The following is a 26,639-nucleotide window of genomic DNA, read 5'->3' on the forward strand; positions in this document are numbered from 1 at the left end:
TAACGATCGAAAGTTAAATTGATTTCAACTATGCAGTTAATTGATTATGTAATTGTGCTGCTCTATCTGGCAGGAACCCTAATAATCGGGATTATAGCCGAGAAAAAAGCTTCTCAAGGTCTAGAATCCTACTTTTTAGGTAATCGCAATTTGCCTTGGTGGATGTTAGGGGTGTCGGGAATGGCAGCTAACACCGATTTAGCGGGAACTATGGTCATTTCTGCCCTAATTTACGCTGTCGGCCCCAAAGGACTATTTATCGAAATCCGCGGCGGTGTCGTCCTAATTATGGCCTTTCTCATGGCTTTTATGGGCAAATGGAATCGCCGGGCCCAAGTTATGACCATGGCGGAATGGATGAAATTTCGCTTTGGACCGGGAAAACAGGGAAATTTTGCCCGAATTATTAGTGCCGTCGCCACTCTCTTATTCTCTATCGGTGCGATGAGTTATTTCTCCGTTGCGGGGGGGAAATTTTTAGGGCAGTTTTTGGGTATGGATGATCGTCTTGCTTCGGTGATATTAATTCTTTTAACCTTAATTTATACGGTGGCCAGTGGTTTTTATGGTGGGGTAATTACCGATTTATTTCAAGGGTTTCTGATTTTTGTGGCGGTAATTTATGTATCGACAGTGGCCTTTTTTACCGTTAATCTTCCCGATAGTTTCACGGTAGCAATTCCGGGGGCAGCAGAGCCAAAAACTTGGAATTTAAGCGACTGGTCTAGTATTTTCCCCTCCCTGACGTTGGATTTACCCGGAGATTATGCCATCTTTAATTTGTTTGGTGGGGTGATTTTCTTTTATTTAGTTAAAACCATCATCGAAGGTTGCAGCGGCAGCGGTGGTTATATGTTACAACGATATCTAGCCGCCAAAAGCGATCGAGATGCCGGTTTATTATCTTTATTCTGGATTATTTTGCTTTCTTTCCGTTGGCCTCTAGTCACAGCTTTTGCGGTTTTAGGTATTCACTACGGTTTAACTGAAGGCACGATCACAGATCCAGAAAGAATTCTGGCCACAGTGATTACTCAATATATTCCTGTGGGGATGAAAGGGTTATTAATTGCTTCTTTTTTAGCGGCAGCTATGTCCACTTTTAACGCAGTTATTAACGCTAGTGCTGCCTATTGGGTAAAAGATATCTATCAAGCTTTTTTGAAACCGAATGCGGGAGAACAGGAGTTAGTTTTTCAAGGTCGTTTAGCCTCGATTTTTGTGGTCGCAATTGGCTTAGTTTTGAGTTTTAATATTGAAAATGTCAATGATATTTGGGGTTGGTTAACCACGGGATTAGGGGTGGGATTAGCAGTTCCTCTCCTATTACGTTGGTATTGGTGGCGCTTTAATGGTTATGGTTTTGCTGTGGGAACTTTAGCGGGAATGATTGCGGCTATTGCCTCACAAGCGATAATTTTACCTTTCTTTCGTCACAGTCAATATCAGGAAATTATTCTCTTTCTTGTGCCGAGTTTGTTCGCTTTAGCTGGCTGTGTTATCGCTACTTTGTTAACTCCTCCCACCGATAGTTTAGTCATGGAAAATTTCTATAATGTTACCCGACCCTTTGGCTTTTGGGGAGAAGTCCGTCACAGTGTTAAACCTAACCTACAGGCAAAAATTAAAGCGGAAAATCAACGGGATATCATCGCCGCTTTTCTCACTGTTCCTTGGCAATTAGTCCTGTTTATGATGGGGATTGTTTTAATCATCAAGCAGTGGCAAAGTTTGAAGATTTTGGCTTTGGTTTTTCTTTTGCTTTCCATCGGTCTCTATTTTACTTGGTATCGACATTTATCTAAGGAAATTACCGTCACTAAAGACCGAGATTTAGGTTAGGCAGTTCAGGAGACAGGAGACAGGAGGCAGCTATCAGTTTTTTTCCTGCTCCCCCTGAATGGTTACTCTGTTTCTAGTTGATAATCCTGTCAATTTATGGAAAACCTGAAAATTTAAATTTTTGAATCGGAGAGTTATATTATGATTAAAATATCTATTTTAAATCTCAATATTATGTTAGGATTGTTAAATGCAAGTGTAACTATTTGACAGTCGTAGAATTTCGTAAACTATTATGATTGCGATAAAATTTTCGACTCAGCCCTAGATTTGATGATTAATTACATAAGCTTTAAAAACAGGATTCAAACATAATAAAGCGTTTTCATCTTTTGCCACTATTATTCGTCTGATTAGAGATTGAATGACTTTCAAAGAATCTGTATAAGCTAGAGAAGTTTGGTCGATCATTTCTTTAATAGAAATAGGTTGATTAAAATTTGCTAATTCTGTTAGCATTAGTTTCTCTGATTCTGTTAAATTTTGTAAAATACTTAATAAAGTCTGCTCTAAAGTTTCCTCGGCAATCGGGTATTTAATCTCCAAAAAGTCAGCCACCTTACCTAAAAATGTCTCTTGAATAAAACTAGCAACTAATTCTAACCAAAGAGGATGACCTTGATAACATTTAATTAAGGCTTCCCAACTGTCTTCATTTAATAGATTATGATGGCGCAAAATTTCTATGGCATCTTCTCCTAAACCTTCTATGATTAATGTTTTAATGAATTTATTTTTCTGCCCATAAAAAGTCGTATCAATAGGTTTTTCTTGACTCAACAACAGTAAACAGCCTTGATGATTGACTTCAGCAATGCTGTTAAACAATAGTTGATAATTTTGGTACTCTTTTTGATAATTACCTGCCAGTTTTTTAGAATCAAATAGACTTTGTAAATCATCAAGAATAATCAAGCATCGATGACTTTTCATTAATTGTAAGAACAAATTTAATTGCCTTTCAAGACTTTGAGAAAGCTTCAATTGAGGATTGATAGATTGTAAAATTTCACTTAAAAGTTCATCTAGTTTTGGACAAAAATACAAACTTCTGCGAATAACATAGTTAAAATTATCTTTGATTTTATCAACCAGTTTCAGAGAAAGTGTAGTTTTACCAATTTCTTTTAAACCTAACACATTAACCAAGCGGTATTTGTCTGCAACTATACAAGTTTGCAGGTTATTTAATTCGGTAATTCTTCCATAAAATTGAGTTATTTCAGGAGTATGACCTAAGTCTAAATAGGGTTGATCCTGCGTGATTTCAGACGGATGATTATTCTTGAGGGAGGATGGATTATGATCACAAATATGAACATTATTAAAAGAGACTAAATCTCGTCCCATATTATTATTTATGAAACTATGTTTCTTTAAAACTGCTCTAATATTTGATTTAGTAATATCTTCCCCTAAAACCTCTGACAAAATCTTCCATAATTCTGAAGCAGTATCTCGAACATGACCTTCACTAAGATGAGATTCTTTGGCAACTTCTGAGTATTTGTAACCTTCTAAAGTCGCTTCTAAGATAGTTTTTTGAAGATAGTCTAGATGTTGATCTGTTTTGGCAAAAACCAACTCATCTAAGAGATTTAACACCGTATTAGATAGATTAGCTTGAAACATGGACTATAGATTAGGTATGTGAAGGTAGAGCAGACAGTGATGCAATTCAGACTTGAATTGGCGAGTTTTTACGCGATGTGTAACTAAAAACGACAGAATCAGGGTTCCCGATGATACTTTATCACTGCTGATTTCTGAGAGCCTTGTAAATCAAGACTAAAAATATAGTTGCACACGGGGTAGTTTTTTACTTATTCTAGCTGACATTTCCGATATTTCAGATCAATTGTTTGGCTGTAAGTTCCGACTTTTCCGACTTACTAAACTCAAGACTGCGATGTATCCTAAGTAATTAAGCAGTTTCAAGGCTTTATTTAGCCAATCTAAAGAAAATGTGAAATAGTACAGGTTCTAGCATATCACAGTCAGGATGCTTAAGGTGGCTTTAGGCAATGTAGCCCGGGCCGCACGATCAACCAGTACACAAATCAAACGGGGAGGAAAAAATGACATCAAGTTCTAAAGAAAATGTCTTAGTTGACAACTGTTTTGGTATTGTAACGAACAAAAGACTTACCTATATGGCGAAGAAAAGCTGGTTTAGTGGTGGACGAAGAGAAGATGTTCCTCTCAAGCAAGTTGTTTCAGTTCGATATGAAATGGATAGGAAAGTTGTTGGGGGACTATTCCTTGTTGTTTTAGGAATTGTCTTGATAACTGTAGTAGTGGGTATTATTCCCTTGATTTTTGGTGTTCTATTGATGTGGGGATCTCCAACGGTAAGTGTGGTTACGGCCGGAGGAACAGCAACTCCTGTCACTGGATTGCCATGGCAAAAATCAGAAGCAGAGGCGTTTGTAAACGCTGTCCACAGTCAATTATTTGGTGAGTAAATCGAGGGACACAAATTGTTGAAATTTACTCAATCTTGCTGATACTTTTATAACTTCGGAAAATTAAAAAGTTAGCTGGAGAATTTTTTATGGATTTGGCAAATCGTTTGCTAATAATGCCTCATTACTTGAGTTGTTTAATTTCATATTTCTTTTTCGGCTCTTCTCGGCTTTGTGTGATAATTTTTGTTTATGGAATCGTGAAATGCTTACTGGACAAAACTTTTAAGACTATTTTACGGATATTCTATCAGTATAGACCTCGTTTTCACACAGAAACCAGAAGAGCCCTTTTTCTTCTATGGTGTATTACTTGCTGTTGTTGGGTTATTTGCACGGGAATTAGTTGCCCAAGTCTTTCTAAATTGGCATATACTTATAGTAATATTTTTTCAGTTTCTTTTACAGATGTTTTTAAACCAATCATCACAGGAACAACTTCTGATGACTTTGGCCAGAGACATTGCATTATTGGCTTTCGGAATGTTACCAAGTATAGTGCCTACCAGTAATTTTCAAGAGGGTCTTCTCGTTTTTGTAATTTCGGGATTTTTTATGGTCGGAATCCTTGACTCAGAAGTAGTTAAGAGTTGTGGTACTTTCGAGCAATTGCTTGAAATGTTTGGTCGCTAAATAATATAGATTTTTAAGATTTACTCAATCTTGCTGATACTTTCATGACTTTAGAGATTTACAAACTTAGCTGGAGAATTTTTTATGGATTGGGGAAATGCTTTGAGAAATGTTTACGATGGGATCGTAAAAGCTGTCTCTGTTGGGTTTTCATTGATGGCGATTTATTTGGGATTTTGGGGATTTTTTGCACAAGATGCTGGAGCAATATCCCTACTATTTATAGTAGGTACTAGCTTGACTATTCTAAGTTATGCTATAACACCTGTACTAGGCTTAAGTTTAGATATATCTGCAATTTTAACTGATTTATTGCTTGTTATAGTATCATATTTTGTGGCACATCTTTTTTTATCTGGTGCTTCTTCATATTTCGGAGTTCCCTATTCACCATTTCTTGTTAATATAATGTTTTTTGGAGCTATCGTTATGGTTAATCTTCGCCGAATAGCGGAGGTAACTTGTTTACCACAACTTGCACAAATATTCAGTTTTTCTATTAATCATTGCCTACGCTAATTTTTTTATGACGAATATTTATGTATTCTAATGATAATAAAAGCTCCATATTTAAGGCTTTAACTAAAGATTACTTTGTTATAAACATCTGCCATCTCTACCTCAATCCTCAAAGATTTTAAAGGAACAATAATGTTGGTTTCATAAGCGGTAAAAAAACAGCGATCTCGCAGAGATCCGCTTTGCGGTGCGCCTTCTTCTTGAAAATGTTCAATATAACATCGCCAATTGAAGTCTGAATTGGCAGTTATAGTCATTTCAATTAAGATTGAGAATATCAATGCTAGAGTTAATCAGGGTTTCATCGGTCTAGAGCGTATCAGACTTATCTGAATTGGCAGTTATCAGTTTACTGTCTTCCCACTCCCCAATTCATAATTCATAATTCATAATTCCCCAAACCCTCACCGCTCAAGGAATTAGAAGTTTCACAGCATAATTAGGAGAGATCCCTTGACTTTTGCGGCGGCTTGGCTTATGATTTTCTTATAATGGGACTTTTGTGATCACATTTAAGTTGTTATATTTCCATTATTAGTAAACTCTTTTAAAAATATTGTCCCAAAATCTGCCAAAAAAAGCAAGCAAAATTTTGCCGTCAATTGTTAAGTTTGGTTAAGAAAAATAGCAAGAGCGGCAAGGAATATAAATCCCTTACCGTTGACTTTGGCCGGACTCACCACTTCTTATAGGGTAAAAACTTACCCGACATGGTAATTTTAACGCGATCGCCTTTAGGGTCTTCCTCCTTATCCACGTCGAGGGTAAAATCGATCGCACTCATAATACCATCGCCGAATTTTTCATGAATTACCGATTTTAGGGGCATTCCATACACCTGCATGATCTCGTAGAAACGATAAATCAGGGGGTCAGTGGGGACAACCGGACCCAATCCCTTGACAGGATACTCGGTTAAGGAGGGGATGTAGGCTGGTCCCAGTCCCAAAGCTGCCACAATTTTCGTTGCTTCTTCTGGGGAAGCGCTCGCTTGCCGGTAAAAAACAGCGGCAATCCACACCTCATCTCGTCCTAGAATCGCTTCTAGGTCAGCGAAACTGAGGCCTTTTTCCTTCTTCGCTTCCAATAGTTTTGCGGTAATTTCGGGTATCATTGCTTATTTTTGCAGAATTTGTCTGCTTCTAGTTTACCTTAACATCAATTATATAAGTAAAAGTTATGACGTTGATAAAAAAACATTCCTTAAAACCCCTTTACATAACTATAAAAACCCGATAGTATTGATTCATGTCAAACAAAGAACCTTGACAATTAAATACATACAGAAATCATTCAACCATGACCACCACACTACAACAGCGCGAGAGCGCTTCCCTGTGGGAGCAGTTCTGCCAGTGGATCACCAGCACCAACAACCGTCTATACATCGGTTGGTTCGGTGTCATCATGATCCCCACCCTGCTCACCGCCACCACCTGCTTCATCATCGCCTTTATCGCCGCTCCTCCCGTAGATATCGACGGTATCCGCGAGCCTGTAGCTGGTTCTCTACTCTACGGAAACAACATCATCTCCGGTGCAGTTGTTCCCTCCTCCAACGCGATTGGACTCCACTTCTACCCCATCTGGGAAGCAGCTTCCTTAGATGAATGGTTATACAACGGTGGTCCTTACCAGTTAGTCATTTTCCACTTCTTACTAGGTGTCTTCTGCTACCTCGGTCGTCAGTGGGAACTGTCTTTCCGTTTAGGAATGCGTCCTTGGATTTGTGTAGCTTACTCTGCACCTGTATCCGCCGCTACTGCTGTATTCTTAATCTACCCCATCGGACAAGGTTCCTTCTCTGATGGTATGCCTTTAGGAATCTCTGGAACCTTTAACTTTATGTTCGTGTTCCAAGCAGAACATAACATCCTGATGCACCCCTTCCATATGTTAGGCGTTGCTGGTGTGTTCGGCGGTTCCTTGTTCAGTGCCATGCACGGTTCCCTAGTAACTTCTTCCTTAGTGCGTGAAACCACTGAAATCGAATCTCAGAACTACGGTTACAAATTCGGTCAAGAAGAAGAAACCTACAATATCGTTGCCGCTCACGGTTACTTCGGACGTTTAATCTTCCAATACGCTTCTTTCAACAACAGCCGTTCTCTGCACTTCTTCTTGGGTGCATGGCCGGTAATCGGTATCTGGTTTACGGCAATGGGTGTTAGCACCATGGCGTTTAACCTCAATGGTTTTAACTTCAACCAGTCGATTCTCGATTCTCAAGGTCGTGTAATCGGTACTTGGGCCGATGTGTTAAACCGCGCTGGTATCGGTATGGAAGTAATGCACGAGCGCAATGCTCACAACTTCCCCTTAGATTTGGCTAGTGGTGAACAGGCTCCTGTAGCTCTGATTGCTCCCGCTATCAATGGTTAATTCCTAGTCTGAACGAAAAGGCACTCCCGCAAGGGGGTGCTTTTTTGTTGTTAGAATAGAAGGTGGTTTTTTGGGTTTGAGGTTGAATTATGATTAGTTTAGAACAAGCTTTAAATACTGTTGAGCAACTATCTTTAGAACAACAGGAAATGTTATTAGAAATTTTACAAAATCGTTTACTTGATATTCGCCGTCAAGAAATTGCCAGAGATGCTAGGGAGTCAATTAATGCTTTTCATCAAGGAGAATTTAAACCTCAACCCCTAGAAATTATTCTGAGAGAATTGAGAGAAACTTTAGAATAGATATTATGAGAGAACTGGTTTTAACGCCTAAATTTAAGCGGACTTTCCATAAGTTTGTTCTCAGAAATCCTCAACGACAGAAAGCGATTGAGAAGACATTGGCACAAATGAGGGAAGATATTTATTTTTTGAGCTTGGGAACTCATTCATTAAGAGGGGAATTATCGGGACTTAAAGCTTGTTCTTGCGGTTATGATTGTCGGATTATTTTTTCTATAAAAATTGAGCCAGACACCCAGAAGGAAGTTATAGTCATTTCAAATAAGTGTGAGACGAGGGAAAAATAAGGTAAAATGAAGAGAAACGAGCAATCCATACAGAAAAATGTCTTATAGCCTAGACTTGAGAAAAAAAGTGATCGATTATGTAGAGAATGGGGGAAGCATAACCAAAGCCGCCGCTCTATTTAATATAGGAAGAGCGACGATATATAGATGGCTAGGTAGGGAAAAACTGGAAGCAACAAAGGTAAAACACCGTCAGAGAAAGCTGGACTGGAAAGCACTGTCAAAAGATGTCCAAGAAAATCCCGAGGCAAGATTAAGAGACAGAGCCGAGAAGTTTGGGAGCATCTCACTTACGCGATGAGTAATTATACTTAGCCTAAAAGCCACTCTTAATCGTGTCTTGGAACGAAATAGAGGCTTTTAAAGACCGCGTACATGGAGAATTAAAACAAGAATTACCCTCGAAAAGCCTATTTTTCTACTAAGTATTTATGCTTATTGCAAAGGTGAGATGCTCCCAGAAGTTTGGAGTGAGACCAAGTGCCATTTGCTATGCCTTAAAAAAAATGAAAATTACCAGAAAAAAGAAGGAACTTCGTTATAGAGAAAGAAACCGAGAAGAAAGAATGAAATACTACAGAGTGCTGAGAGAATTGATTAAAAAATATGGAAGTGAAAGCCTTGTATTTATTGATGAGTCAGGGTTTGAAGAATTTCAAGCCTGCCTTTATGCTTGGTCAAAAAAAGGTAAGAAAGTATTGGGAGATAGACAAGGAAAACGAGGAAAAAGAGAAAACCTTGTCGCCGGGAGAAGAAAGGGAAAAAAAGACTTTATTGCACCAGCAATTCTCATTTTGAAATAAATAGAGCATTAACCCCGATTTTGGCAGGGAAAATATAGTACGAAGCAACTATTTTCTAGAAGAGGCGAACAATAAAAAAAACAATTGGCTAGACAAATTAAGTATAAATACTCAAGCAATCAAAGAGGTTGGCTGAGAACGAACGGGGTTAAATCAGGAAGATAGTTCTGTTTTTAGAATAGGGAATTCAAGGGAAATAAAAATTTATAATTATTGTCAGCTAAGGTAAAATGGGTGAGATAGAAATCCACCAGCACGTCAAATTATTCCAAGATGGCTCAAAAAGCGGCAACCCTAGAAATTTCGGAATTAATGCAATTTTTCCATCAAGAATTAGATGATTTACCCGATGAGAGGAAACCTGGAAATAATAGAAAATATGAGATAAAAGATGCCGTGATGGCTGCATTTTCAGTCTTTTTTACTCAGTCGCCGTCTTTTTTAGACCATTAACGTTTAATGAAAAGCAATAAGGGAAAAGATAATGCTGAAAGTTTATTTTCAATTAAAAAAATTCCTGGGGATAATCAAATAAGAAATTTGTTAGATCCAGTGCCAGCATCTAATATCTCTAGGACTTTTCAAAAAGTCTATGAATGGTTAAAAGAAAAGGGAGTTTTGAAAAAGTTTCTCTACTTAGATGGAGAAATATTAGTGGCGTTAGATGGCACAGAATATTTCTCATCCAAGAAAATTAATTGCCCTCATTGTAACTGTCGTAATCATCGAAATGGAACTACAACTTATTTTCATGGCTGTGTCACACCGATAGTAGTTTCTCCTAAGCAAAAACAAGTAATTAATTTAGAGCCAGAATTCATTAAAAAACAAGATGGATATCAAAAACAAGACTGTGAAAATGCGGCCGTTAAAAGATGGTTAAATAGGAATCATAAAAATAAGTATGGTTATCCTGTAACTCTTTTAGGAGACGACTTATATTCTCACGAACCTGTTTGTGAATTAGCGATAAAACAAGGTTATAATTTTATTTTTGTTTGTTTGGAAACGTCGCATAAAACTTTATATGAATGGCTAGAATTTTTAGAAAAAAGTGGCGAAGTTAGGACCGTTGAAAAGAAACAATGGGATGGACGAAAAAATCTAATTTATCGTTATCGTTATGCTTCTAGAGTTCCCTTAAGAGAGGGGGACTCAAGTCTCGAAGTTAATTGGTGTGAAGTGACTGTTATTAATGAAAAAACCCAGAAAACTATCTACCAAAATAATTGGATAACTAATCATAAAATCAAGGAAAATAATGTCGAAGAAATTGTCAAAGCTGGACGTAGCAGATGGAAAGTTGAAAATGAAGGCAATAACGTTCTTAAAAATCACGGTTATAATTTAGAGCATAACTTTGGTCACGGTCAGAATCATTTGTGCGAGTTCTTATTGTCTTTGAATTTACTAGCTTTTTTATTTCATACCGTGTTGGATTTAGTTAATTACACCTATCAAAAGATTCGTGAGCTATTAGTAACTAGGACTTCTTTCTTTAATGATATTCGTACCCTATTAAAATTTATTTGGTTTAAGAATTGGTCGGAATTTTCTCATTTATTCTAACCGAATATGTCCCATTTAAAAAAGTAGATTCTAGTTGAAAATGTCAGAACTCTTGAAGGAGAAAAAGAAAATTGTTTATAAAAAAACTAAAAATTTTGTTAGAATTTCATCCAGATTTATGAGTTGAAATCGATTTTTCGTGGACAAAGTTCTTAAAACCTGTATATCTCCAGCGTTGGATGATAATTATCTGTCAAAAAATAATGCTTCTACACAAGTTCTCTATTTAAATAAGAGAATTTTATCTGATTTTTTTCAAAATGAGAATTGCTGTTATCGCACCGATGGTATTTACGAGAAGCCTGAATGCCGAAGGTTTTGAAGGGTGGTTATCTTTATATTTATTGCCCTCTCTAACCATAACATCAGTATTAATTATGGATAATGCACCAATTCATCGGAAGACAGTCATTAAACAACTGGTAGAAGAAGCAGGTCATCAGGTAGTGTTTTTGCCAAAATACTCTCCTGATTTAAATGATATCGAACATGATTTTAGTGCATTAAAGAGGGCAAGAATGTATGCTCCTGTGGGGACAACCCTTGATGAAATTATTCGTACTTATTGTGTCGCCTAGTGTCTCGTTCTTATTTGAAATAACTATATCATTTTACTTGACATTGGTACTCATGATGAAGTGTATTGATAAAATAGGAAAAACTAGAAAGCGATCCTGCGGGTTTCGGCGTTGCGGTACACATATATTTATAATAAGATAAATTTGGCTCTCTTAGGTTTGGTGGGTAAAATGTATTCTAAGATACAGTCCTGGTAGGACACAAAGATTGATCGCTCCTATATAAGTTAAACTGATCACACAAAGAATAAGAGATCCCAGGTTTTTATCGAGAGTTAAGAGGTAAAATGATGACTTTGCAAGAAATGATCAAATCTTTTGAGAATTTATCAGAGGATGAACAAGAGTCATTGTTAGAGATTTTGTGTCAATATAGAGCCAAAGCAAGAGAAAGAGAAATTTTAGCTAATTTTAAGGAATTGAAACAGGCGATCGCTGCTGGAACGGCCAGAAGGGGAACCGTAGAAGATTTGATTGCTGATTTGAATGAGGATTAACAATGGATCTAATATGGAGTGATGGGTTTAAGCGTTCGTTTAAGAAGCTAATCAAGAAAAATTCCCAGTTAAAACCTAAAATTTTCGATGTACTTAGAAAACTGGCAGAAGACCCATTTACACTGTCTTTAAAAACCCATAAGTTAAGTGGTAATTTAGAAGGGTTATGGTCTTGTACTGTAGCTTACGATTGTCGAATTATTTTTAGTTTTTCGGAAGATGGAGAATATTTAGAAGTTATCATCTTGTTAATTGATATTGGTAGTCACGATCAGGTGTATAGAAAATAGGATATACTGGAAAGCTATCCTGCGGTTTTCTGCGTTGCGGTACACATATATTTATAATAAGATAAATTTTTCCCAATCGTTAGGATTTATTTTAAGATAGGATTTAAACACAGGATTAATAGGAAAATAGGACGAGGTTTCTGATGGTAATTTATCCATTAAACAGCGTCTCATTAATGATTGAATAGCTGCCCAAAATTGGGATTGAGAAAGGTCAAGATTAGCAGTTTTGGGAAATTTTTCTACCGCTTCAGTTTGATTAGCTAACCAGTGCATCACCTTTTTTTCTGTTGCGGATAAACGCTGTAAATGACATTCGATCGAGTTTTCTATAAGTAGTCGTGCAAAATTAATTTCCTAGTCAAGATAGGCAAAAGGCAAGAGGCAGGAGGCAAGAGGTGGTTAGATATGTGTAATTAATTTTGCTTAGGTACTTATCCCCTAAATAAATTTCATTGTTCATTTGTTCTAAAAATAAGGATACTTCTCCATCAAATAGTTCAATAATGGTTGAGGAGATGATATTTAACCAGTTAGGATGACCTTGATAAAGTTCCCTCAGTTCTGTCCATTTATCCTCGTTTTTTAAACCGTATTCTTTGAAGATTTCTTCAAATTCTGTTATTAAACCTTGCAGGTATAAAGTTTTAATTTTATCGGATTTTAAGGTGACAAAATCTCTGGGAAGTTCCCAACTAATTAAAATTAAACAATTTTGATGAGATGTGGTAGCGATTTGCTGAAAAAATTTATGATAATCCTGACAGTCGCTTAAATATTTACCTGCTAATTCCCCCAGTTTAAAAATATTCTGCACATCATCAAGAATAATTAAACAACGATAGGAGCTTAGATAATCTATTATATCGGGTAAGGGGGTTGATAGAGATTGGTTGAAAAACTGTTTTAGATCATCTTTGAGAGCGATTAATTGAGGAATATTTTCCAGACTGCGATAAATAATATAATCAAATTGTGTGGCAATTTCTGAAATTAATTTAAAGGTTAAAGCTGTTTTTCCAATTCCAGTTAACCCATAAATAGTAATTAATCGAGTTTTATTATCTAGCCATTCTTTTAAGGTTGATATTTCTACCTTACGTCCATAGTTATACCTTAATTCTGAGGCTTTTGTTAGGTCAATTATTGGGTATTGATGATCATTATCTGGAAAATTTGAAGACTTTTTTAAGTTTTTTTCTGAGTAAGGGTTATTTTCTCTACAGATATTAATGCGACTGTTACTAATGTTATTACTGTTAGGAGAGTTAACAAAGTGATAAATAATAGATGAAGCTTTATTTTATAAAATAGAACGAACATTAGACTTTTTTATATCTTCTTCAAAAACATCTGATAGCAGTTGCCATAATTTCCATGCTTCTTTTTTTATATGGTCATAACTGCGCTGATTATCTTTGGCAATTTCTTCGTAATCTTGATGTTCCCAAATACCCTGTAAGATGGATTCTTGCAATGAATCAAGATGTTTACCGGTTTTCTCTAATACCTGTTTATCTGTCCATTCTAAAAGGGTTTGAATATCCATATAAGTAAGTGGTAGAACATTTATATTGCTGGTTGGTATAAGGGAACATATTTTAGGTTTCTTGTTTTTTTATCAGACTAATAATCATTTTACTTCCCTCTTGCAAGAGATCAATGTATTGCCCAGCAATTCTCATTTTGAAATAAATAGAGCATTAACCCCGATTTTGGCAGGGAAAATATAGTACGAAGCAACTATTTTCTAGAAGAGGCGAACAATAAAAAAAACAATTGGCTAGACAAATTAAGTATAAATACCCAAGCAATCAAAGAGGTTGGCTGAGAACGAACAGGGTTAAATCAGGAAGATAGTTCTGTTTTTAGAATAGAGAATTCAAGGGAAATAAAAATTTATAATTATTGTCAGCTAAGGTAAAATGGGTGAGATAGAAATCCACCAGCACGTCAAATTATTCCAAGATGGTTCAAAAAGCGGCAACCCTAGAAATTTCGGAATTAACGCAATTTTTACATCAAGAATTAGATGATTTACCCGATGAGAGGAAACCTGGAAATAATAGAAAATATGAGATAAAAGATGCCGTGATGGCTGCATTTTCAGTCTTTTTTACTCAGTCGCCGTCTTTTTTAGACCATCAGGGTAAGAGCATCTCAATTAGGCTTGACAAAAGGCTTTCAGCACAGCCATCATATAGTTATTATCCATGGCCGCCCGTTTACTTTTTTGTGCCAGACTACGTCGGTAAGTGGATTCCTGGTTAAGAGCGTTAAGTGCTACTCGTCTCAAGAAGGCTCCCATTACGAGGGCTGTGGCCCGAGCGAATCCGACATTTATCTTCATTAAAAGTAACATCTAAAATCCAATGAGCCTGATTTTCAATGCCCCAATGTTTACGAATAGCATTACCTATTTTTTGAGCATCAGCAGGGAGAGAACTGAGATAGAATTGGACTTCACAAGTGGTTTTATTCCAAAGATGACGAACTCGTTTAACCATGATAATACTTTGAAGTCCTTGCCATTGAGCCTGTTGATAAAGACCGCCGAAAGCTTCTAAGGGTACAGCCCAACACCAACATTTTTCGAGACGATGATGACCCTTTTCCAGACGGTAATCATAACTAAATTGAATACCATCAAATTGATGTGCTTGAGCTTGCTCAAACCAGTTTTTGACCTGAGTATAAAGAGTCGGATGATTAGCTTTAAGGGCGACAACGTAGTTAGCTTTTTTGGCTTGAATATGATTAATAATCGCCGTTTGAGTTCCCATAGCATCAAGGGTGATAATTGCCCCTTGAAGGTCTAATAGTTCTAATAAAGCGGGAATAGCGGTAATCTCATTGGATTTATCTTCCACCTTGACTTGTCCTAAAACTAATTTCTGCTCCCCCGCCCAAGCCGTCACTAAATGCAAGGCTTTAATTCCTTGATTACGGTCGTAAGAACCTCTGAGACTTTTCCCATCTATGGGAACTATTTCCCCCGAAAGAGAACCGATTAAATGGGGCAGCCATTGAGACAAAACTTTGGTCAAAGCTTCCGGGTTAATCCGTTCAAAAACCCGCCGAAAAGTATCATCAGAAGGAATGCCATTAGGTAATTCTAAAAACTCAGATAACCAAGACTGCTTACTGAGTCCATAATTTTCCATATCTTCCCAACCTTCGGCTCCTGCTATAACTGCTAAAATAGCAATGACTAAAATATCGGTTAATAAATGTTTTTGGGTTCGGGACACTCTCGGGTCAGGAATATCTTGAAGATAAGTCAATAAACTAGCTTGAATTTCATTGATTGATGTTAAAGGAAGCTCAGGTTTTAGTTGAGCTTTATTTCCGGTGGGAAGAACGGGAGCAAAACCTTTCCCCATGAGCTATTTCCTCGCTAATTTTCATGAACAACAGTGAGACTAAGGCTAATTATAAATTATACAGACAGCAATTCTCATTTTGAAAAAAATCAGATAAAATTCTCTTATTTAAATAAAGAACTTGTGTAGAAGCATTATTTTTTGACAGATAATTATCATCCAACGCTGGAGATATACAGGTTTTAAGAACTTTGTCCACGAAAAATCGATTTCAACTCATAAATCTGGATGAAATTCTAACAAAATTTTTAGTTTTTTTATAAACAATTTTCTTTTTCTCCTTCAAGAGTTCTGACATTTTTAACTAGAATTTACTTTTTTAAATGGGACATATTCGGTTAGAATAAATGAGAAAAATTCCGACCAATTCTTAAACCAAATAAATTTTAATAGGGTACGAATATCATTAAAGAAAGAAGTCCGAGTTACTAATAGCTCACGAATCTTTTGATAGGTGTAATTAACTAAATCCAACACGGTATGAAATAAAAAAGCTAGTAAATTCAAAGACAATAAGAACTCGCACAAATGATTCTGACCGTGACCAAAGTTATGCTCTAAATTATAACCGTGATTTTTAAGAACGTTATTGCCTTCATTTTCAACTTTCCATCTGCTACGTCCAGCTTTGACAATTTCTTCGACATTATTTTCCGTGATTTTATGATTAGTTATCCAATTATTTTGGTAGATAGTTTTCTGGGTTTTTTCATTAATAACAGTCACTTCACACCAATTAACTTCGAGACTTGAGTCCCCCTCTCTTAAGGGAACTCTAGAAGCATAACGATAACGATAAATTAGATTTTTTCGTCCATCCCATTGTTTCTTTTCAACGGTCCTAACTTCGCCACTTTTTTCTAAAAATTCTAGCCATTCATATAAAGTTTTATGCGACGTTTCCAAACAAACAAAAATAAAATTATAACCTTGTTTTACCGCTAATTTACAAACAGGTTCGTGAGAATATAAGTCGTCTCCTAAAAGAGTTACAGGATAACCATACTTATTTTTATGATTCCTATTTAACCATCTTTTAACGGCCGCATTTTCACAGTCTTGTTTTTGATGTCCATCTTGTTTTTTAATGAATTCTGGCTCTAAATTAATTACTTGTTTTTGCTTAGGAGAAACTACTATCGGTGTGACACAGCCATGAAAATAAGTTGTAGTTCCATTTCGATGATTACGACAGTTACAATGAGGGCAATTAATTTTCTTGGATGAGAAATATTCTGTGCCATCTAACGCCACTAATATTTCTCCATCTAAGTAGAGAAACTTTTTCAAAACTCCCTTTTCTTTTAACCATTCATAGACTTTTTGAAAAGTCCTAGAGATATTAGATGCTGGCACTGGATCTAGCAAATTTCTTATTTGATTATCCCCAGGAATTTTTTTAATTGAAAATAAACTTTCAGCATTATCTTTTCCCTTATTGCTTTTCATTAAACGTTGATGGTCTAAAAAAGACGGCGACTGAGTAAAAAAGACTGAAAATGCAGCCATCACGGCATCTTTTATCTCATATTTTCTATTATTTCCAGGTTTCCTCTCATCGGGTAAATCATCTAATTCTTGATGTAAAAATTGCGTTAATTCCGAAATTTCTAGGGTTGCCGCTTTTTGAGCCATCTTGGAATAATTTGACGTGCTGGTGGATTTCTATCTCACCCATTTTACCTTAGCTGACAATAATTATAAATTTTTATTTCCCTTGAATTCTCTATTCTAAAAACAGAACTATCTTCCTGATTTAACCCTGTTCGTTCTCAGCCAACCTCTTTGATTGCTTGGGTATTTATACTTAATTTGTCTAGCCAATTGTGGCTCTTCGGGACTTGGTATGGTTCGATATGGGAGCATAAATCGACTAAATCCTTATCTGGCAAGAGACTTAATTGATTAGTTCGCTCTAGATCAAAAATAATTGACAAAAATCACTAAATGCCTTTCTATATAAGGGTTCCATCCCTTATAACCCCTGTCCATTGCATAACAGAAACCCAAGAACCCCAATTGTTTTTTTTATTGTTCGCCTCTTCTAGAAAATAGTTGCTTCGTACTATATTTTCCTTGCCAAAATCGGGGTTAATGCTCTATTTATTTCAAAATGAGAATTGCTGAGAAAAAAGCCGAATACTGACTTCTAACCCCATCAACAAACTTTTTCAGCCAACCCTAACTTACCGCTTAACATTTCCCTGACCATTTGAGCGGTAGCAGGGGCCAATAAAACCCCGTTACGGTAGTGTCCCGTGGCCAGAATAACGTTATCGTATCCGGGCAAATATTCGATGATGGGAGCGGATTTTTTCTCCGGTCGCGGTCGCTTACCGGACCAAGTACGCACGATCGCCCCCCCGGCCAAAGAGGGACAAAAAGCGATCGCTTTTTGATACACTTGTTCTAACAGGGCAGTATCGGGGATAATTTCGCCCTTTTCGTCCATAAATTCCACCGTTGCCCCAATCCAGTATTCCGCTCCAGCCAAAGGCAGAATATGCAGGTCATTTCCCGTTAAAATCGGCTTAAAATCGGAACTTTCTAAAGCTTGCGTTAATTTTATCTGCAAAGCCTGCCCTAAAACCGGTCGGATCTCCACTGGATGGCTAAGAGTTTCGGTTAAAGCAGTGGAACCGATTCCCGCAGAAAGAATCAAAAAGTCGCTTTCCTCTATACCATTGAAAGTATAAACGTGGGTGCATTGCCTCAAATTAGAGCCTTGAAGCTCTGTTTTCCCCAAATTTTCAACTTTTAACCCAAATTGACATTTAACCCCCCTTCTTGCCGCAGCATCGACGAGAGCCTCCGTGAGCAGGGCCGGATTAATTTGATGATCCCTGGGAGAATAGATAGCACCATGGAGATGCTCGCTGGCCACTTGGGGACATTTTTGGTTTAAAGTCTCTTTATCCCAAATTTCTAGACAATATCCCTGTTCTTGGCGGATTTGCGCTAACTTGCGCCAATTTTCTTCGTCTTCAGCACTCGATCGCAGGAGGACAATGCCATCACGGTTACAAGGAATAGTCAGTCCGGTGAGGGATTCTAGCTCAGGAAGGAGGGTTTCGTAACGTTTTAAACTTTCTTGCCGCAGTTTCCAGGCTCTACCTTTAGTTTTATGGCTGATAATCCCCATTAAAATCCCTAAAGCTGCCCCGGTTGCTCCTTGTCCCGGTTTTTTTTCATCGATGAGGGTAATTTCTAATCCTTCGATGGCGCTTAATTCGTAGGCAATAGTGGCTCCTACTATCCCCGCACCGATGATGACAATTTTAGTCATAAACTCCAGAGGCTATTTTTCTAGCAGCAACAGGACTAAAAAAGGGTTGAGGCTGCATCTCATATTTGCAGAAATACGGACAATCAGCAATTATCAGTGATTCTTAAATTATCACAGATATATCAGCAGCTGCGTGTAAGCATCCCACCGAAAAACTAATGCGCTCCGGGGTTTGGGGGGTAGAACCACCCAAAGACTTGGATTGAGTGATAAAATCGGAAGTAATGACCAATTTTAGAAGACAGTTTACATTTAAAAATCCCAACTCAACAGATTGACAAAAATGAGATGCACCCAGGGTTGAACAGATTTCAACCCCGATAATTAATTACAGAACCCGGAAAATAAAAGGATAACGGAAAACCTTATAAGCATCGTTCCAGACTTGCAGGATAGCAAGAATGGGGAGAACAATATTCACCACAGCAAGAATCGCTAAGATCAAATAACCGATTAAAACCCAAAGTAGAATCCCAGCAATTAGGTAGTATAACCACATATTCAGGTGAAAGTTTAAAGCTTCTTTGGCGTTTTCCTTCACTGTTTCATCATCAGAAATGAAATAAATAGCTAAGGGAATTCCCACCGATACCAGCGTAGCACTCAAAAAGATCGAAGCATGACAAGCCACGGATAGGAGTCTTTTTTTGGTTAAATTTTCACTCATGACCATCGGGTTTATCCCCCTAAAATTGTCGTAGAAAGCGGATATCGCTATTATAACAACGGCGAATATCGTCTATCTCATGTAATACCATAGCAAATCTTTCCACGCCAAAACCAGCAGCAAAACCCGTATAGATTTGGGGGTCATAACCGACTGCTTTTAAAACATTGGGATCCACCATACCACAGCCCATCACCTCCAACCATTTGCCTTTCCACTGTACATCTACCTCGGCCGAGGGTTCGGTAAAAGGGAAGTAGGAAGCGCGGAATTTAACCGGTAAATCGGCCCCAAACATTTGCTTAAGAAATTCTTTAATTGTTCCTTTCAAATCCGTAAAAGTTAATCCCTTATCTACCGCTAATAATTCCACTTGATGGAAAACCGCAGAATGGGTTGCATCCACGGTATCACGACGATAAACCCGGCCCGGGGCCACAATCCGAATCGGGGGTTCGTGACTTTCCATGTAGCGAATCTGCACCGGGGAGGTATGGGTCCGCAATAAACGACCATCCCTCAAGAAAAAAGTATCCTGCATATCCCGGGCCGGATGGTCAGCAGGGATATTTAAAGCCTCAAAATTATAATAATCGCTTTCTACCTGTGGTCCAGTGGCGATGCTGTAACCCAGACCGACGAAAATATCGATCATGCGATCAACTGTGCTATTTAAGGGGTGAATTCGCCCTAAAGGACGGCTAAGAGCAGGTAGGGTGACATCGAGGGTTTCCGCCGCTAATTTCGCTTGAATTTGGGCATTATTTAGACTTTCTCGCCGGGATTCCAGCAGCGATTGTACTAATTCTTTGACCTCATTAGCGATTGCACCGAGGTGAGGTCTCTCTTCGGGGGTTAATTTGCCCATTTCGCGTAAAATCTGCGATAATTCTCCTTTCTTACCCAGATAATTCACCCTTAGCTGTTCTAAGTCTTCTAGGGTTGTTGTTTCTTCGATGGAATTTTCCGCTTTCCCGGCCAGGGTTTTTAGGGCAGTTTCGATCGGATGGGGGGATAAACTCATAATTAGGGCATTTTCTAGGGCAGCATTCTAGTCTAGTTTATCTGCTCCCGTGGCGAGACAGGCAGAATCGATCAAAGCTAATAGCTATGTGCTAGGATGGAGGTTGAGAATAAAAGTCGGCACTGCGGCTCGTTGTCAGTATTAATGGTCAAAGCGTTTCTGTTTAGTATTGGTTCAGCTAGTTCCCGAAATCTTGGTTCTCTACAAATCTGTTGTTTTTATCTGTGCAAGGATAGGTTTTATGTCAATTTATGTTGGTAATCTCCCCTTCGAGGTTGACCAAGACGACGTAGTTGAGGTTTTTAACGAATACGGTAAAATTAAGCGCGTTCACCTCCCCATGGATCGGGAAACGAAAAGAAAACGCGGGTTCGCTTTCGTGGAAATGGAAACCCCAGAGGAAGAAGCGAAGGCTATTGCTGCTCTTGACGGCGCTCAATGGATGGGACGAGAATTAAAAGTCAATCAAGCTCGTGAAAAAGAACCCAGATCTTCTTTCGCTGGTGGTGATCGCAATCGAGATCGTCGCTACTAATCCCTGATCGTAACCATTCTAGGCTATGATTACCTAACTTGTTTTCATTGTCAACAGGGGAAGCGATCGCTCGTTTCCCCGCTTGTCTATCTAATATCCCAAGGAGATTCTTGTGGCTAAACGTCGTAATTTGAAAAAAGAAAAAGCGGAACGCAACCGTGCCTACGCTCGTCAATTCCGGGCTGCTTCTAATCGTACCACCACCAGAGGAGGTAGAGGCGGTTATTCCAGCGATCAAAGACAATCTTCGGAAAATGAAGGGGCAGCCGATACCTAATCTGTTGACTTAGTTAGGGTCTGCGGCAAAAAGTTTTTCGTGGGGACAGGGTGTAGGGTGTGGGGTTTTACCGATTCTCATCTGGTCAATTACCTAATTTTCAGAGAAAAAGTCCCAGAATTTTCCCCCTATCTCTCCCACAACTGGTACTTTTTGATTGACAAAAAGTCTAAAAGTCTTACCCAATAAGGTTTTTAGATTTATTCAGCAAGCCCGAGTTAATCTAGCAATAAAAGCCATAGCTTCGCTTTTATTGCTGACTATTCCATCTAAAGTCGCCCCCAACACCGCCGCGAGTAACAATTTAAACTGGGGACCCGGTTGATAACCCAAAGCTTTTAGGTCATTGCCGTCGATAGGAGCCTCAATCTGCGACCATTTAGTTAAATATTGCCAGATTAAAGCCCGCATCCTAGTCTGACTCCTCACCGCCACCAATAACAAACTAGGAACCTGATAACCCTTGAAAAAGCTGACAATTTGACTAACGGGTTGATCATAAGCAAAATTATTGCTAATCTCCCTTTCCATAACTTCTAGTTTTTGTAAACGCTCCACACTATCTTTGGGCAATTGTAAATTATTAGCGATCGCTATTCTTTCCCCCACAGCCAGAGAAGCGATTAATAATTCCAACCGCATTAACCAGGCATTCACCGGCAATTCCAGACTTAAACAATCTAACCAACGACTGAGACAGCGCAATTGTCGCCATAAAGCCCGATTTAAACTTAAATCCCCGTGTAAACAGTGCAAAGCCCCCAAATCGGCCAACTTTTCTAAGGCACTTTCCCAGTAATCCGCCTCTAAAATATAATTCAACTCCGCTTTTAAACGGGACTGTAAAGCGGGTGCATTCTGATTTTCTTGCCGCGACCGATCATAAACCCCACTTTCGATCGCATACCTAATATAGTTTTCTGTCAAGGGTTCAATAACAAATCCTAACCGAGTAGCAAAACGCACCGCTCGATAGATGCGCGTCGGATCCTCGATAAAACTATTAGCGTGTAAAACCCGGATTTCTTGAGCGCGTAAATCCAACATACCGCCAAAAAAGTCGAGTAATTCCCCCTCTTTCGGCGAAGTTAGGCGAATTGCCAGAGCATTAATTGTAAAATCCCTTCTATACAAATCCTGTCGAATCGAACTAGCTTCCACTTGGGGATTACTGGCAGGATAGGGATAGAATTCCGTGCGTGCCGTGGCGATATCCACCCATAACGAGCCAAAACGCTCATCTTTGTGCCATAACAAAGCCGCCGTCTGAAATTCCCCGTGAATCGATAACCGGGCCTCCGGATAAATTTCCTGTAAACAATTAGCCAACTCTACCCCCGCACCCACACCGGCGGCACGATGGCAGCCATCCACCACTAAATCGATATCCTGTAACAATAAACTATCCCTTTCTGTGGCTAACAATAAATCCCGCACCGCACCCCCAACCAGATAGAGATGCCAACCGCCTTTTTGAGCGGCAGCGGCAGCAGCTTGCAGGAATGACCATAAAATCGGCTCTAAACGCTCTTTAATCGCCGGTAAAAGACAAGAAACCAAAGCAACCCCTTCAAAACGCACCCGCTCATTTTGATGAATCTGTCTTAATACATCTGTACGAGTGACGATACCGACTAACTGCCCATTTTCTAGTACAGGTAAACGCCCCAAATCATACGTTACCATCAGCGACTCGATTTCCTGAAGAGAAGTGTCGGGGGTAATAGTTTTCGGATTACAAGTCATGTATCCCTTCACGGGAGAGCGAGAAAAGCCGTGATGGAGAGCTAAATCGAGGTCACGACGAGAAATCACCCCAACTAAGCGATCCTGCTCATCTACCACCGATAACCCCGAATGGCCGTAACGGAAAAGGATGCGCTCGGCTTGAGATATGGAAGTATCGGGACGAATTGTCCGCACTGGAGAAGACATTAAATCCCTAGCAGTGGGAGAAGGGGGAATTTGAGCAATTAAGTCCCCCAGCAGTTGATTTAACTGTTGAACTGGCTGAACATTGCGAAAACTCACCGAAGCGGCCTGAGCATGACCACCACCGTTATAGGGGGAAAAAAGCTGATATAGATTCACCCCATCGATTCTAGAGCGACCAATCACAGTTAAACGCTGTCGGGATTTATCTTCCTCGTCTTTACTATAACTATGACCAAAAAGTAGCGCATCACTATCGGATAATTCCAGTAGGCGCTCGGCCACACTAGACAAACCCGGGATAAAATCGGCAGTATGGAGGAGAACGTGGGCGATTTTACGGTCATGGATCGTTTTAATCTCTAGATTTTCCCAAGCAAGGCTAAATAACTCCTGTAAGCGCGGAGAAAAACTCGGTTGACAGTATTGGGCGATCGTTTTAATGTTAGCAGCACAGGTCATTAACCAAGCCAAAGCATAGGCATCCCTGGGGGTACTACCGGCAAAAGTCAGGGAACCCGTGTCAACATGAATACCGAGCGCCATTACCGTCGCTGCCATCGAGTTTGGTTTAATCTGGGCTTTTTGTAAAGCTTCAACAATTAAAGTCGTGGTGGCTCCCACCGCTTCTAAATGGACGCTAGAGGCATGAATATCGCTTTCACTATCTAAATGATGATCATACAATTCGATCGCCTGTAAATGCCCTAAATCGAGCCACTGGGAGGCTTTTCCCAGACGCTCTCGCCACTGATTATCAACGATAATTAAAGAGCGAATACTGGCCAGATTGACACTACGCATTTCAATCAAAGCGAACTCATCCCGATGCAGGGCCAAAAATTCCCTCACCGTCGGGTGCGCTCCCCCCGTTAACACAATACGACTACCCGCTTTCAGCAACGATAAACCCACCGCTGCCCCCAAAGCGTCAAAATCCGCCGTTTGATGACATAAAATTAAATCCATGTTTTTTAGTAAGGAGAATACATCGAGATTTTTTCTGTATCTATTGTTACCGAATACTCGGAAATAGCCTAGTCAAGGACTATAAGTTAGCAAATCATGACCGAGAGAAACCCATGTTATTCAAAATTTTAGTAATTCTCCACACCCTAGGGGCGACCGTCTGGGCCGGTGGACATTTATTGTTGGCAGTCACCGTTCTACCCCAGGCCCTCAAAAACCGAGAAGCAGACCGAATTCGTCAATTTGAGCAATATTTTGAAGGTTTTGGGTTGTCTGCGCTATTGTTGCAGGTAATAACAGGCCTAGGACTGACTTGGATTTATTTGCCCAGTTTTCGTGATTTTTGGTCATTTGATAGTTTTTTGTCGGTTTATATAGGAATTAAGTTAGCTTTACTGCTATTAACTCTCATCTTGGCCCTTCATTCCCGCTTTTTTCTCCTTCCTCAACTGAGCGAGGAAAACTTAAATTTCCTCGCCCTGCACATAGTCGCCGTCACCACTCTAGCAGTATTACTCGTCATTTTCGGTGCCGGCATCCGTTTGGGGGGCTTGACCATTAGCTTTTAAGTAGTTTAGCAGTCTGGAGACCTTTCTAGGCTAGGTTTGGCGAAAACGCGAAAATAGGCTAATCTGGGAAAGGGATCACAGAGAGTCCCTTTCCCCACCTAACCCTTGCCCTGCTGCTGTTGGCAAGGATAGACAATGGAAAAAAGTTTTCAGCCCCCCTGCGGCTAGGTAGTCACTAGCAGTAAAATTAATATGCTCGAGGATTCGGTCTGACGGGCATATCTCCTTGTAAACCCTGATTCGGGGAGGACTTAGAGAAAGGATCGTCCAGTTAAGTTGAGTGGAAGCGAGTATCTTCCCTACAAGTATCAAATCTGGGAGAATTATCTAGATAAAGATCAACTGCTTTAGGAGAACCCAATCATGTCTATTGTTTTTCAATTTTTTCTCATTGCCCTAGTTTTATTTTCCTTGCTGATGGTGATTGGTGTCCCCGTTGCCTATGCTTCCCCCCAAAACTGGGATCAATCGAAACCTCTCCTCTATGTGGGTTCGGCAATTTGGGCGATTTTAGTCGTTGCCGTCGCTATTTTAAACTTTTTAGTGATTTAGTTTCGATCAGGGGAACGGGAGTCAGGAGGAGGTAGGGTGATAGGGTTTTGGGCTTCGGCCGTGAGCTCAGGCTTCGACGGTGAGACTTCGGCGTGAGCTCAGTAGTTCGACAGGCTCACTAACACGAACGCTCAGCCGAACCGCCGAACGGGTGATAGAGTGATGAGACAGCTTCCCCCACTTCCCCACTTCCCCACTTCCCCACTTCCCCACTTCCCCACTTCCCAATTCATAATTCATAATTCCCACTCCTAACCCCTTCTACCTATGACTGTTTTTGAGGGAAATTTTACCGAAGATATATCGTCCTTGCGCTTTGCGATCGTGATTGGTCGTTTTAATGATCTGGTCACTGATAAACTGTTATCAGGCTGTCAAGATTGTCTCAAGCGTCACGGGGTTGATGTCAATCCCGATGGCACGCAAGTGGATTATATCTGGGTACCCGGTAGCTTTGAAGTGCCAATGGTAGCCCGTCAAGTCGCCCTTTCCCACCGTTACGATGCCGTTATTTGTCTAGGGGCAATTATTCGCGGACAAACGCCCCATTTTGATTACGTTGCCGCCGAGGCCGCTAAGGGTATCGCCGCGGCCGCTTTTCAGACAGGTGTTCCCGTTGTCTTCGGTATTCTCACCACTGATACTCTACAACAGTCCCTCGAACGGGCCGGTATTAAAAGTAATTTGGGCTGGAATTATGGTCTATCTGCCCTAGAAATGGCTAGTCTCATGCGTCAATTGCGCCCCCGGAATGAAGATAAACCCCTAGAATTATTGCAAAATAATCCCCAACAGGCACTGATAGAAGGCTAAGAAAATTCCCCCGGCATTTGGAATTTTAGTTGTCCCCACTCCCCGCTCTCGAGAGAATCAAGACTCTGGAATTAGATTTAGAACCAGAGGGGCGGATTACGGCAGCTTTTGACGCTATGGAACCAGCAATTCTCATTTTGAAACGATTTTGCGTTGTTTCAGCGATCTAGAGATTCGTTAAGAATTATTAACCCCTCTAGGTGCAAGGGTTTTAATGTCATGAAACCTTAAAATGAGAACTGCTGCTATGGAACGGCATATAGATGAAAAATTCGCCGCAGTGGATGAAAAATTCGCCGCCATTGACAAGCGTTTTGATCGCTTGGAACATCAGTTCAACCGACTAGAGGCTAAGATAGAAGTGGTTATCGAGGCTATTACCGGTTTGGGGGATTGGCCAGAACATGAATTATTGTAAAAAAATGCTCCAAACCACTTGACAAATGTTCTGAGATTTGGCAT

21 protein-coding genes and 9 pseudogenes are annotated in these 26,639 nt (G+C 39.4%); 19 read left to right on the plus strand and 11 right to left on the minus strand.

Features of this window, described 5'->3' with window-relative positions; all coding sequences use genetic code 11:
* Positions 1–30: 30 nt before the first annotated feature.
* Positions 31–1,842: a sodium:solute symporter family protein gene (locus tag ACE3JL_RS07375; RefSeq protein ID WP_375329185.1), complete on the plus strand. Its 1,812-nt coding sequence runs from the start codon at positions 31–33 to the stop codon at positions 1,840–1,842.
* A gap of 264 nt (positions 1,843–2,106) precedes the next feature.
* Here ACE3JL_RS07375 and ACE3JL_RS07380 read toward each other — a convergent pair whose 3' ends face one another.
* Positions 2,107–3,474, minus strand: coding sequence for an ATPase (locus tag ACE3JL_RS07380; protein ID WP_375329186.1), 1,368 nt, complete (start codon positions 3,472–3,474; stop codon positions 2,107–2,109).
* A gap of 446 nt (positions 3,475–3,920) precedes the next feature.
* Between ACE3JL_RS07380 and ACE3JL_RS07385 the strand changes: the two genes are divergently transcribed.
* Entirely contained in the window at positions 3,921–4,307 is a 387-nt protein-coding gene (locus ACE3JL_RS07385) for a hypothetical protein (RefSeq protein ID WP_271988660.1), read from the plus strand.
* Positions 4,308–5,024: 717 nt separating this feature from the next.
* Entirely contained in the window at positions 5,025–5,459 is a 435-nt protein-coding gene (locus ACE3JL_RS07390) for a hypothetical protein (RefSeq protein ID WP_052275445.1), read from the plus strand.
* Positions 5,460–5,518: 59 nt separating this feature from the next.
* Here the strand turns inward: ACE3JL_RS07390 and ACE3JL_RS07395 are convergent, their stop codons facing one another.
* Both ACE3JL_RS07395 and cynS read right to left on the minus strand, forming a co-directional pair.
* Positions 5,519–5,716: a hypothetical protein gene (locus ACE3JL_RS07395; protein WP_002761095.1), complete on the minus strand. Its 198-nt coding sequence runs from the start codon at positions 5,714–5,716 to the stop codon at positions 5,519–5,521.
* Between the two features lie 419 nt (positions 5,717–6,135).
* The gene (gene cynS, locus ACE3JL_RS07400; protein WP_002764858.1) at positions 6,136–6,573 is read right to left on the minus strand and encodes a cyanase; all 438 of its coding nucleotides are present in this window, start codon (positions 6,571–6,573) and stop codon (positions 6,136–6,138) included.
* A 185-nt stretch (positions 6,574–6,758) separates the two neighbouring features.
* Here cynS and psbA point away from each other — a divergent pair, with 185 nt between their 5' ends.
* The 9 genes and pseudogenes from psbA (at position 6,759) to ACE3JL_RS07445 (ending at position 12,170) form a co-directional block, all read left to right on the plus strand.
* Positions 6,759–7,841 (plus strand): photosystem II q(b) protein, encoded by a 1,083-nt coding sequence (psbA, locus tag ACE3JL_RS07405; protein WP_012264511.1) that lies wholly within the window; start codon positions 6,759–6,761, stop codon positions 7,839–7,841.
* Between the two features lie 89 nt (positions 7,842–7,930).
* The gene (locus ACE3JL_RS07410; protein ID WP_002750830.1) at positions 7,931–8,146 is read left to right on the plus strand and encodes a hypothetical protein; all 216 of its coding nucleotides are present in this window, start codon (positions 7,931–7,933) and stop codon (positions 8,144–8,146) included.
* A gap of 5 nt (positions 8,147–8,151) precedes the next feature.
* Complete coding sequence (locus ACE3JL_RS07415) at positions 8,152–8,433, plus strand: type II toxin-antitoxin system YafQ family toxin (RefSeq protein ID WP_375329187.1); 282 nt, start codon at positions 8,152–8,154, stop codon at positions 8,431–8,433.
* 37 nt (positions 8,434–8,470) lie between these two features.
* Positions 8,471–8,704: pseudogene (locus ACE3JL_RS07420) on the plus strand (IS630 transposase-related protein); the annotation flags it as partial.
* Positions 8,705–8,894: 190 nt separating this feature from the next.
* Positions 8,895–9,221: pseudogene (locus ACE3JL_RS07425) on the plus strand (IS630 transposase-related protein); the annotation flags it as partial.
* Between the two features lie 288 nt (positions 9,222–9,509).
* Positions 9,510–10,758, plus strand: a pseudogene (locus tag ACE3JL_RS07430) (ISNCY family transposase).
* Positions 10,759–11,080: 322 nt separating this feature from the next.
* A pseudogene (locus tag ACE3JL_RS07435) lies at positions 11,081–11,383 on the plus strand (transposase); the annotation flags it as partial.
* A gap of 290 nt (positions 11,384–11,673) precedes the next feature.
* A complete protein-coding gene (locus ACE3JL_RS07440) occupies positions 11,674–11,880 on the plus strand; it encodes a hypothetical protein (RefSeq protein ID WP_375329592.1) in 207 nt (68 codons plus the stop codon).
* A 2-nt stretch (positions 11,881–11,882) separates the two neighbouring features.
* Positions 11,883–12,170: a type II toxin-antitoxin system YafQ family toxin gene (locus ACE3JL_RS07445; RefSeq protein WP_375329188.1), complete on the plus strand. Its 288-nt coding sequence runs from the start codon at positions 11,883–11,885 to the stop codon at positions 12,168–12,170.
* A gap of 51 nt (positions 12,171–12,221) precedes the next feature.
* Here the strand turns inward: ACE3JL_RS07445 and ACE3JL_RS07450 are convergent.
* A pseudogene (locus ACE3JL_RS07450) lies at positions 12,222–13,719 on the minus strand (AAA family ATPase).
* Positions 13,720–14,138: 419 nt separating this feature from the next.
* Between ACE3JL_RS07450 and ACE3JL_RS07455 the strand changes: the two are divergent.
* Positions 14,139–14,318: pseudogene (locus ACE3JL_RS07455) on the plus strand (ISNCY family transposase); the annotation flags it as partial.
* A gap of 16 nt (positions 14,319–14,334) precedes the next feature.
* Here ACE3JL_RS07455 and ACE3JL_RS07460 read toward each other — a convergent pair.
* From ACE3JL_RS07460 to pheS, 5 genes and pseudogenes are all read right to left on the minus strand, one after another.
* Positions 14,335–15,553 (minus strand): annotated as a pseudogene (locus ACE3JL_RS07460) (ISAs1 family transposase).
* 386 nt (positions 15,554–15,939) lie between these two features.
* Positions 15,940–17,188, minus strand: a pseudogene (locus tag ACE3JL_RS07465) (ISNCY family transposase).
* Between the two features lie 523 nt (positions 17,189–17,711).
* On the minus strand, positions 17,712–18,839 hold the full coding sequence (locus tag ACE3JL_RS07470) for an NAD(P)/FAD-dependent oxidoreductase (protein ID WP_375329189.1): 1,128 nt from the start codon (positions 18,837–18,839) through the stop codon (positions 17,712–17,714).
* A gap of 328 nt (positions 18,840–19,167) precedes the next feature.
* Positions 19,168–19,512: a DUF4870 domain-containing protein gene (locus tag ACE3JL_RS07475; protein ID WP_271990414.1), complete on the minus strand. Its 345-nt coding sequence runs from the start codon at positions 19,510–19,512 to the stop codon at positions 19,168–19,170.
* Between the two features lie 13 nt (positions 19,513–19,525).
* Entirely contained in the window at positions 19,526–20,530 is a 1,005-nt protein-coding gene (gene pheS, locus ACE3JL_RS07480; protein ID WP_271990416.1) for a phenylalanine--tRNA ligase subunit alpha, read from the minus strand.
* Positions 20,531–20,771: 241 nt separating this feature from the next.
* Between pheS and ACE3JL_RS07485 the strand changes: the two genes are divergently transcribed.
* Together ACE3JL_RS07485 and ACE3JL_RS07490 are read left to right on the plus strand one after the other, a co-directional pair.
* A complete protein-coding gene (locus tag ACE3JL_RS07485; protein WP_150978388.1) occupies positions 20,772–21,065 on the plus strand; it encodes an RNA-binding protein in 294 nt (97 codons plus the stop codon).
* Between the two features lie 112 nt (positions 21,066–21,177).
* A complete protein-coding gene (locus tag ACE3JL_RS07490; protein ID WP_002733784.1) occupies positions 21,178–21,342 on the plus strand; it encodes a hypothetical protein in 165 nt (54 codons plus the stop codon).
* A 204-nt stretch (positions 21,343–21,546) separates the two neighbouring features.
* On the opposite strand, the gene ACE3JL_RS07495 is transcribed toward ACE3JL_RS07490, so the two are convergent.
* Entirely contained in the window at positions 21,547–24,243 is a 2,697-nt protein-coding gene (locus ACE3JL_RS07495) for a CBS domain-containing protein (RefSeq protein ID WP_375329190.1), read from the minus strand.
* Positions 24,244–24,356: 113 nt separating this feature from the next.
* On the opposite strand from ACE3JL_RS07495, the gene ACE3JL_RS07500 reads away from it, so the two are divergent.
* Positions 24,357–24,812, plus strand: a complete 456-nt coding sequence (locus ACE3JL_RS07500) for a CopD family protein (RefSeq protein WP_375329191.1) — start codon at positions 24,357–24,359, stop codon at positions 24,810–24,812.
* A 363-nt stretch (positions 24,813–25,175) separates the two neighbouring features.
* A complete protein-coding gene (gene psbZ, locus ACE3JL_RS07505) occupies positions 25,176–25,364 on the plus strand; it encodes a photosystem II reaction center protein PsbZ (RefSeq protein WP_002732865.1) in 189 nt (62 codons plus the stop codon).
* A gap of 66 nt (positions 25,365–25,430) precedes the next feature.
* Here the strand turns inward: psbZ and ACE3JL_RS07510 are convergent, their stop codons facing one another.
* Entirely contained in the window at positions 25,431–25,604 is a 174-nt protein-coding gene (locus ACE3JL_RS07510; RefSeq protein ID WP_375329192.1) for a hypothetical protein, read from the minus strand.
* A 27-nt stretch (positions 25,605–25,631) separates the two neighbouring features.
* Here ACE3JL_RS07510 and ribH point away from each other — a divergent pair, with 27 nt between their 5' ends.
* Both ribH and ACE3JL_RS07520 read left to right on the plus strand, forming a co-directional pair.
* Positions 25,632–26,177, plus strand: a complete 546-nt coding sequence (gene ribH / locus ACE3JL_RS07515; protein ID WP_271988921.1) for a 6,7-dimethyl-8-ribityllumazine synthase — start codon at positions 25,632–25,634, stop codon at positions 26,175–26,177.
* 29 nt (positions 26,178–26,206) lie between these two features.
* Positions 26,207–26,595: pseudogene (locus tag ACE3JL_RS07520) on the plus strand (hypothetical protein).
* Positions 26,596–26,639: the final 44 nt, after the last annotated feature.

The organism is Microcystis sp. BLCC-F210 (genome assembly GCF_042134685.1).
Taxonomy (GTDB): Bacteria; Cyanobacteriota; Cyanobacteriia; order Cyanobacteriales; family Microcystaceae; genus Microcystis; species Microcystis aeruginosa_D.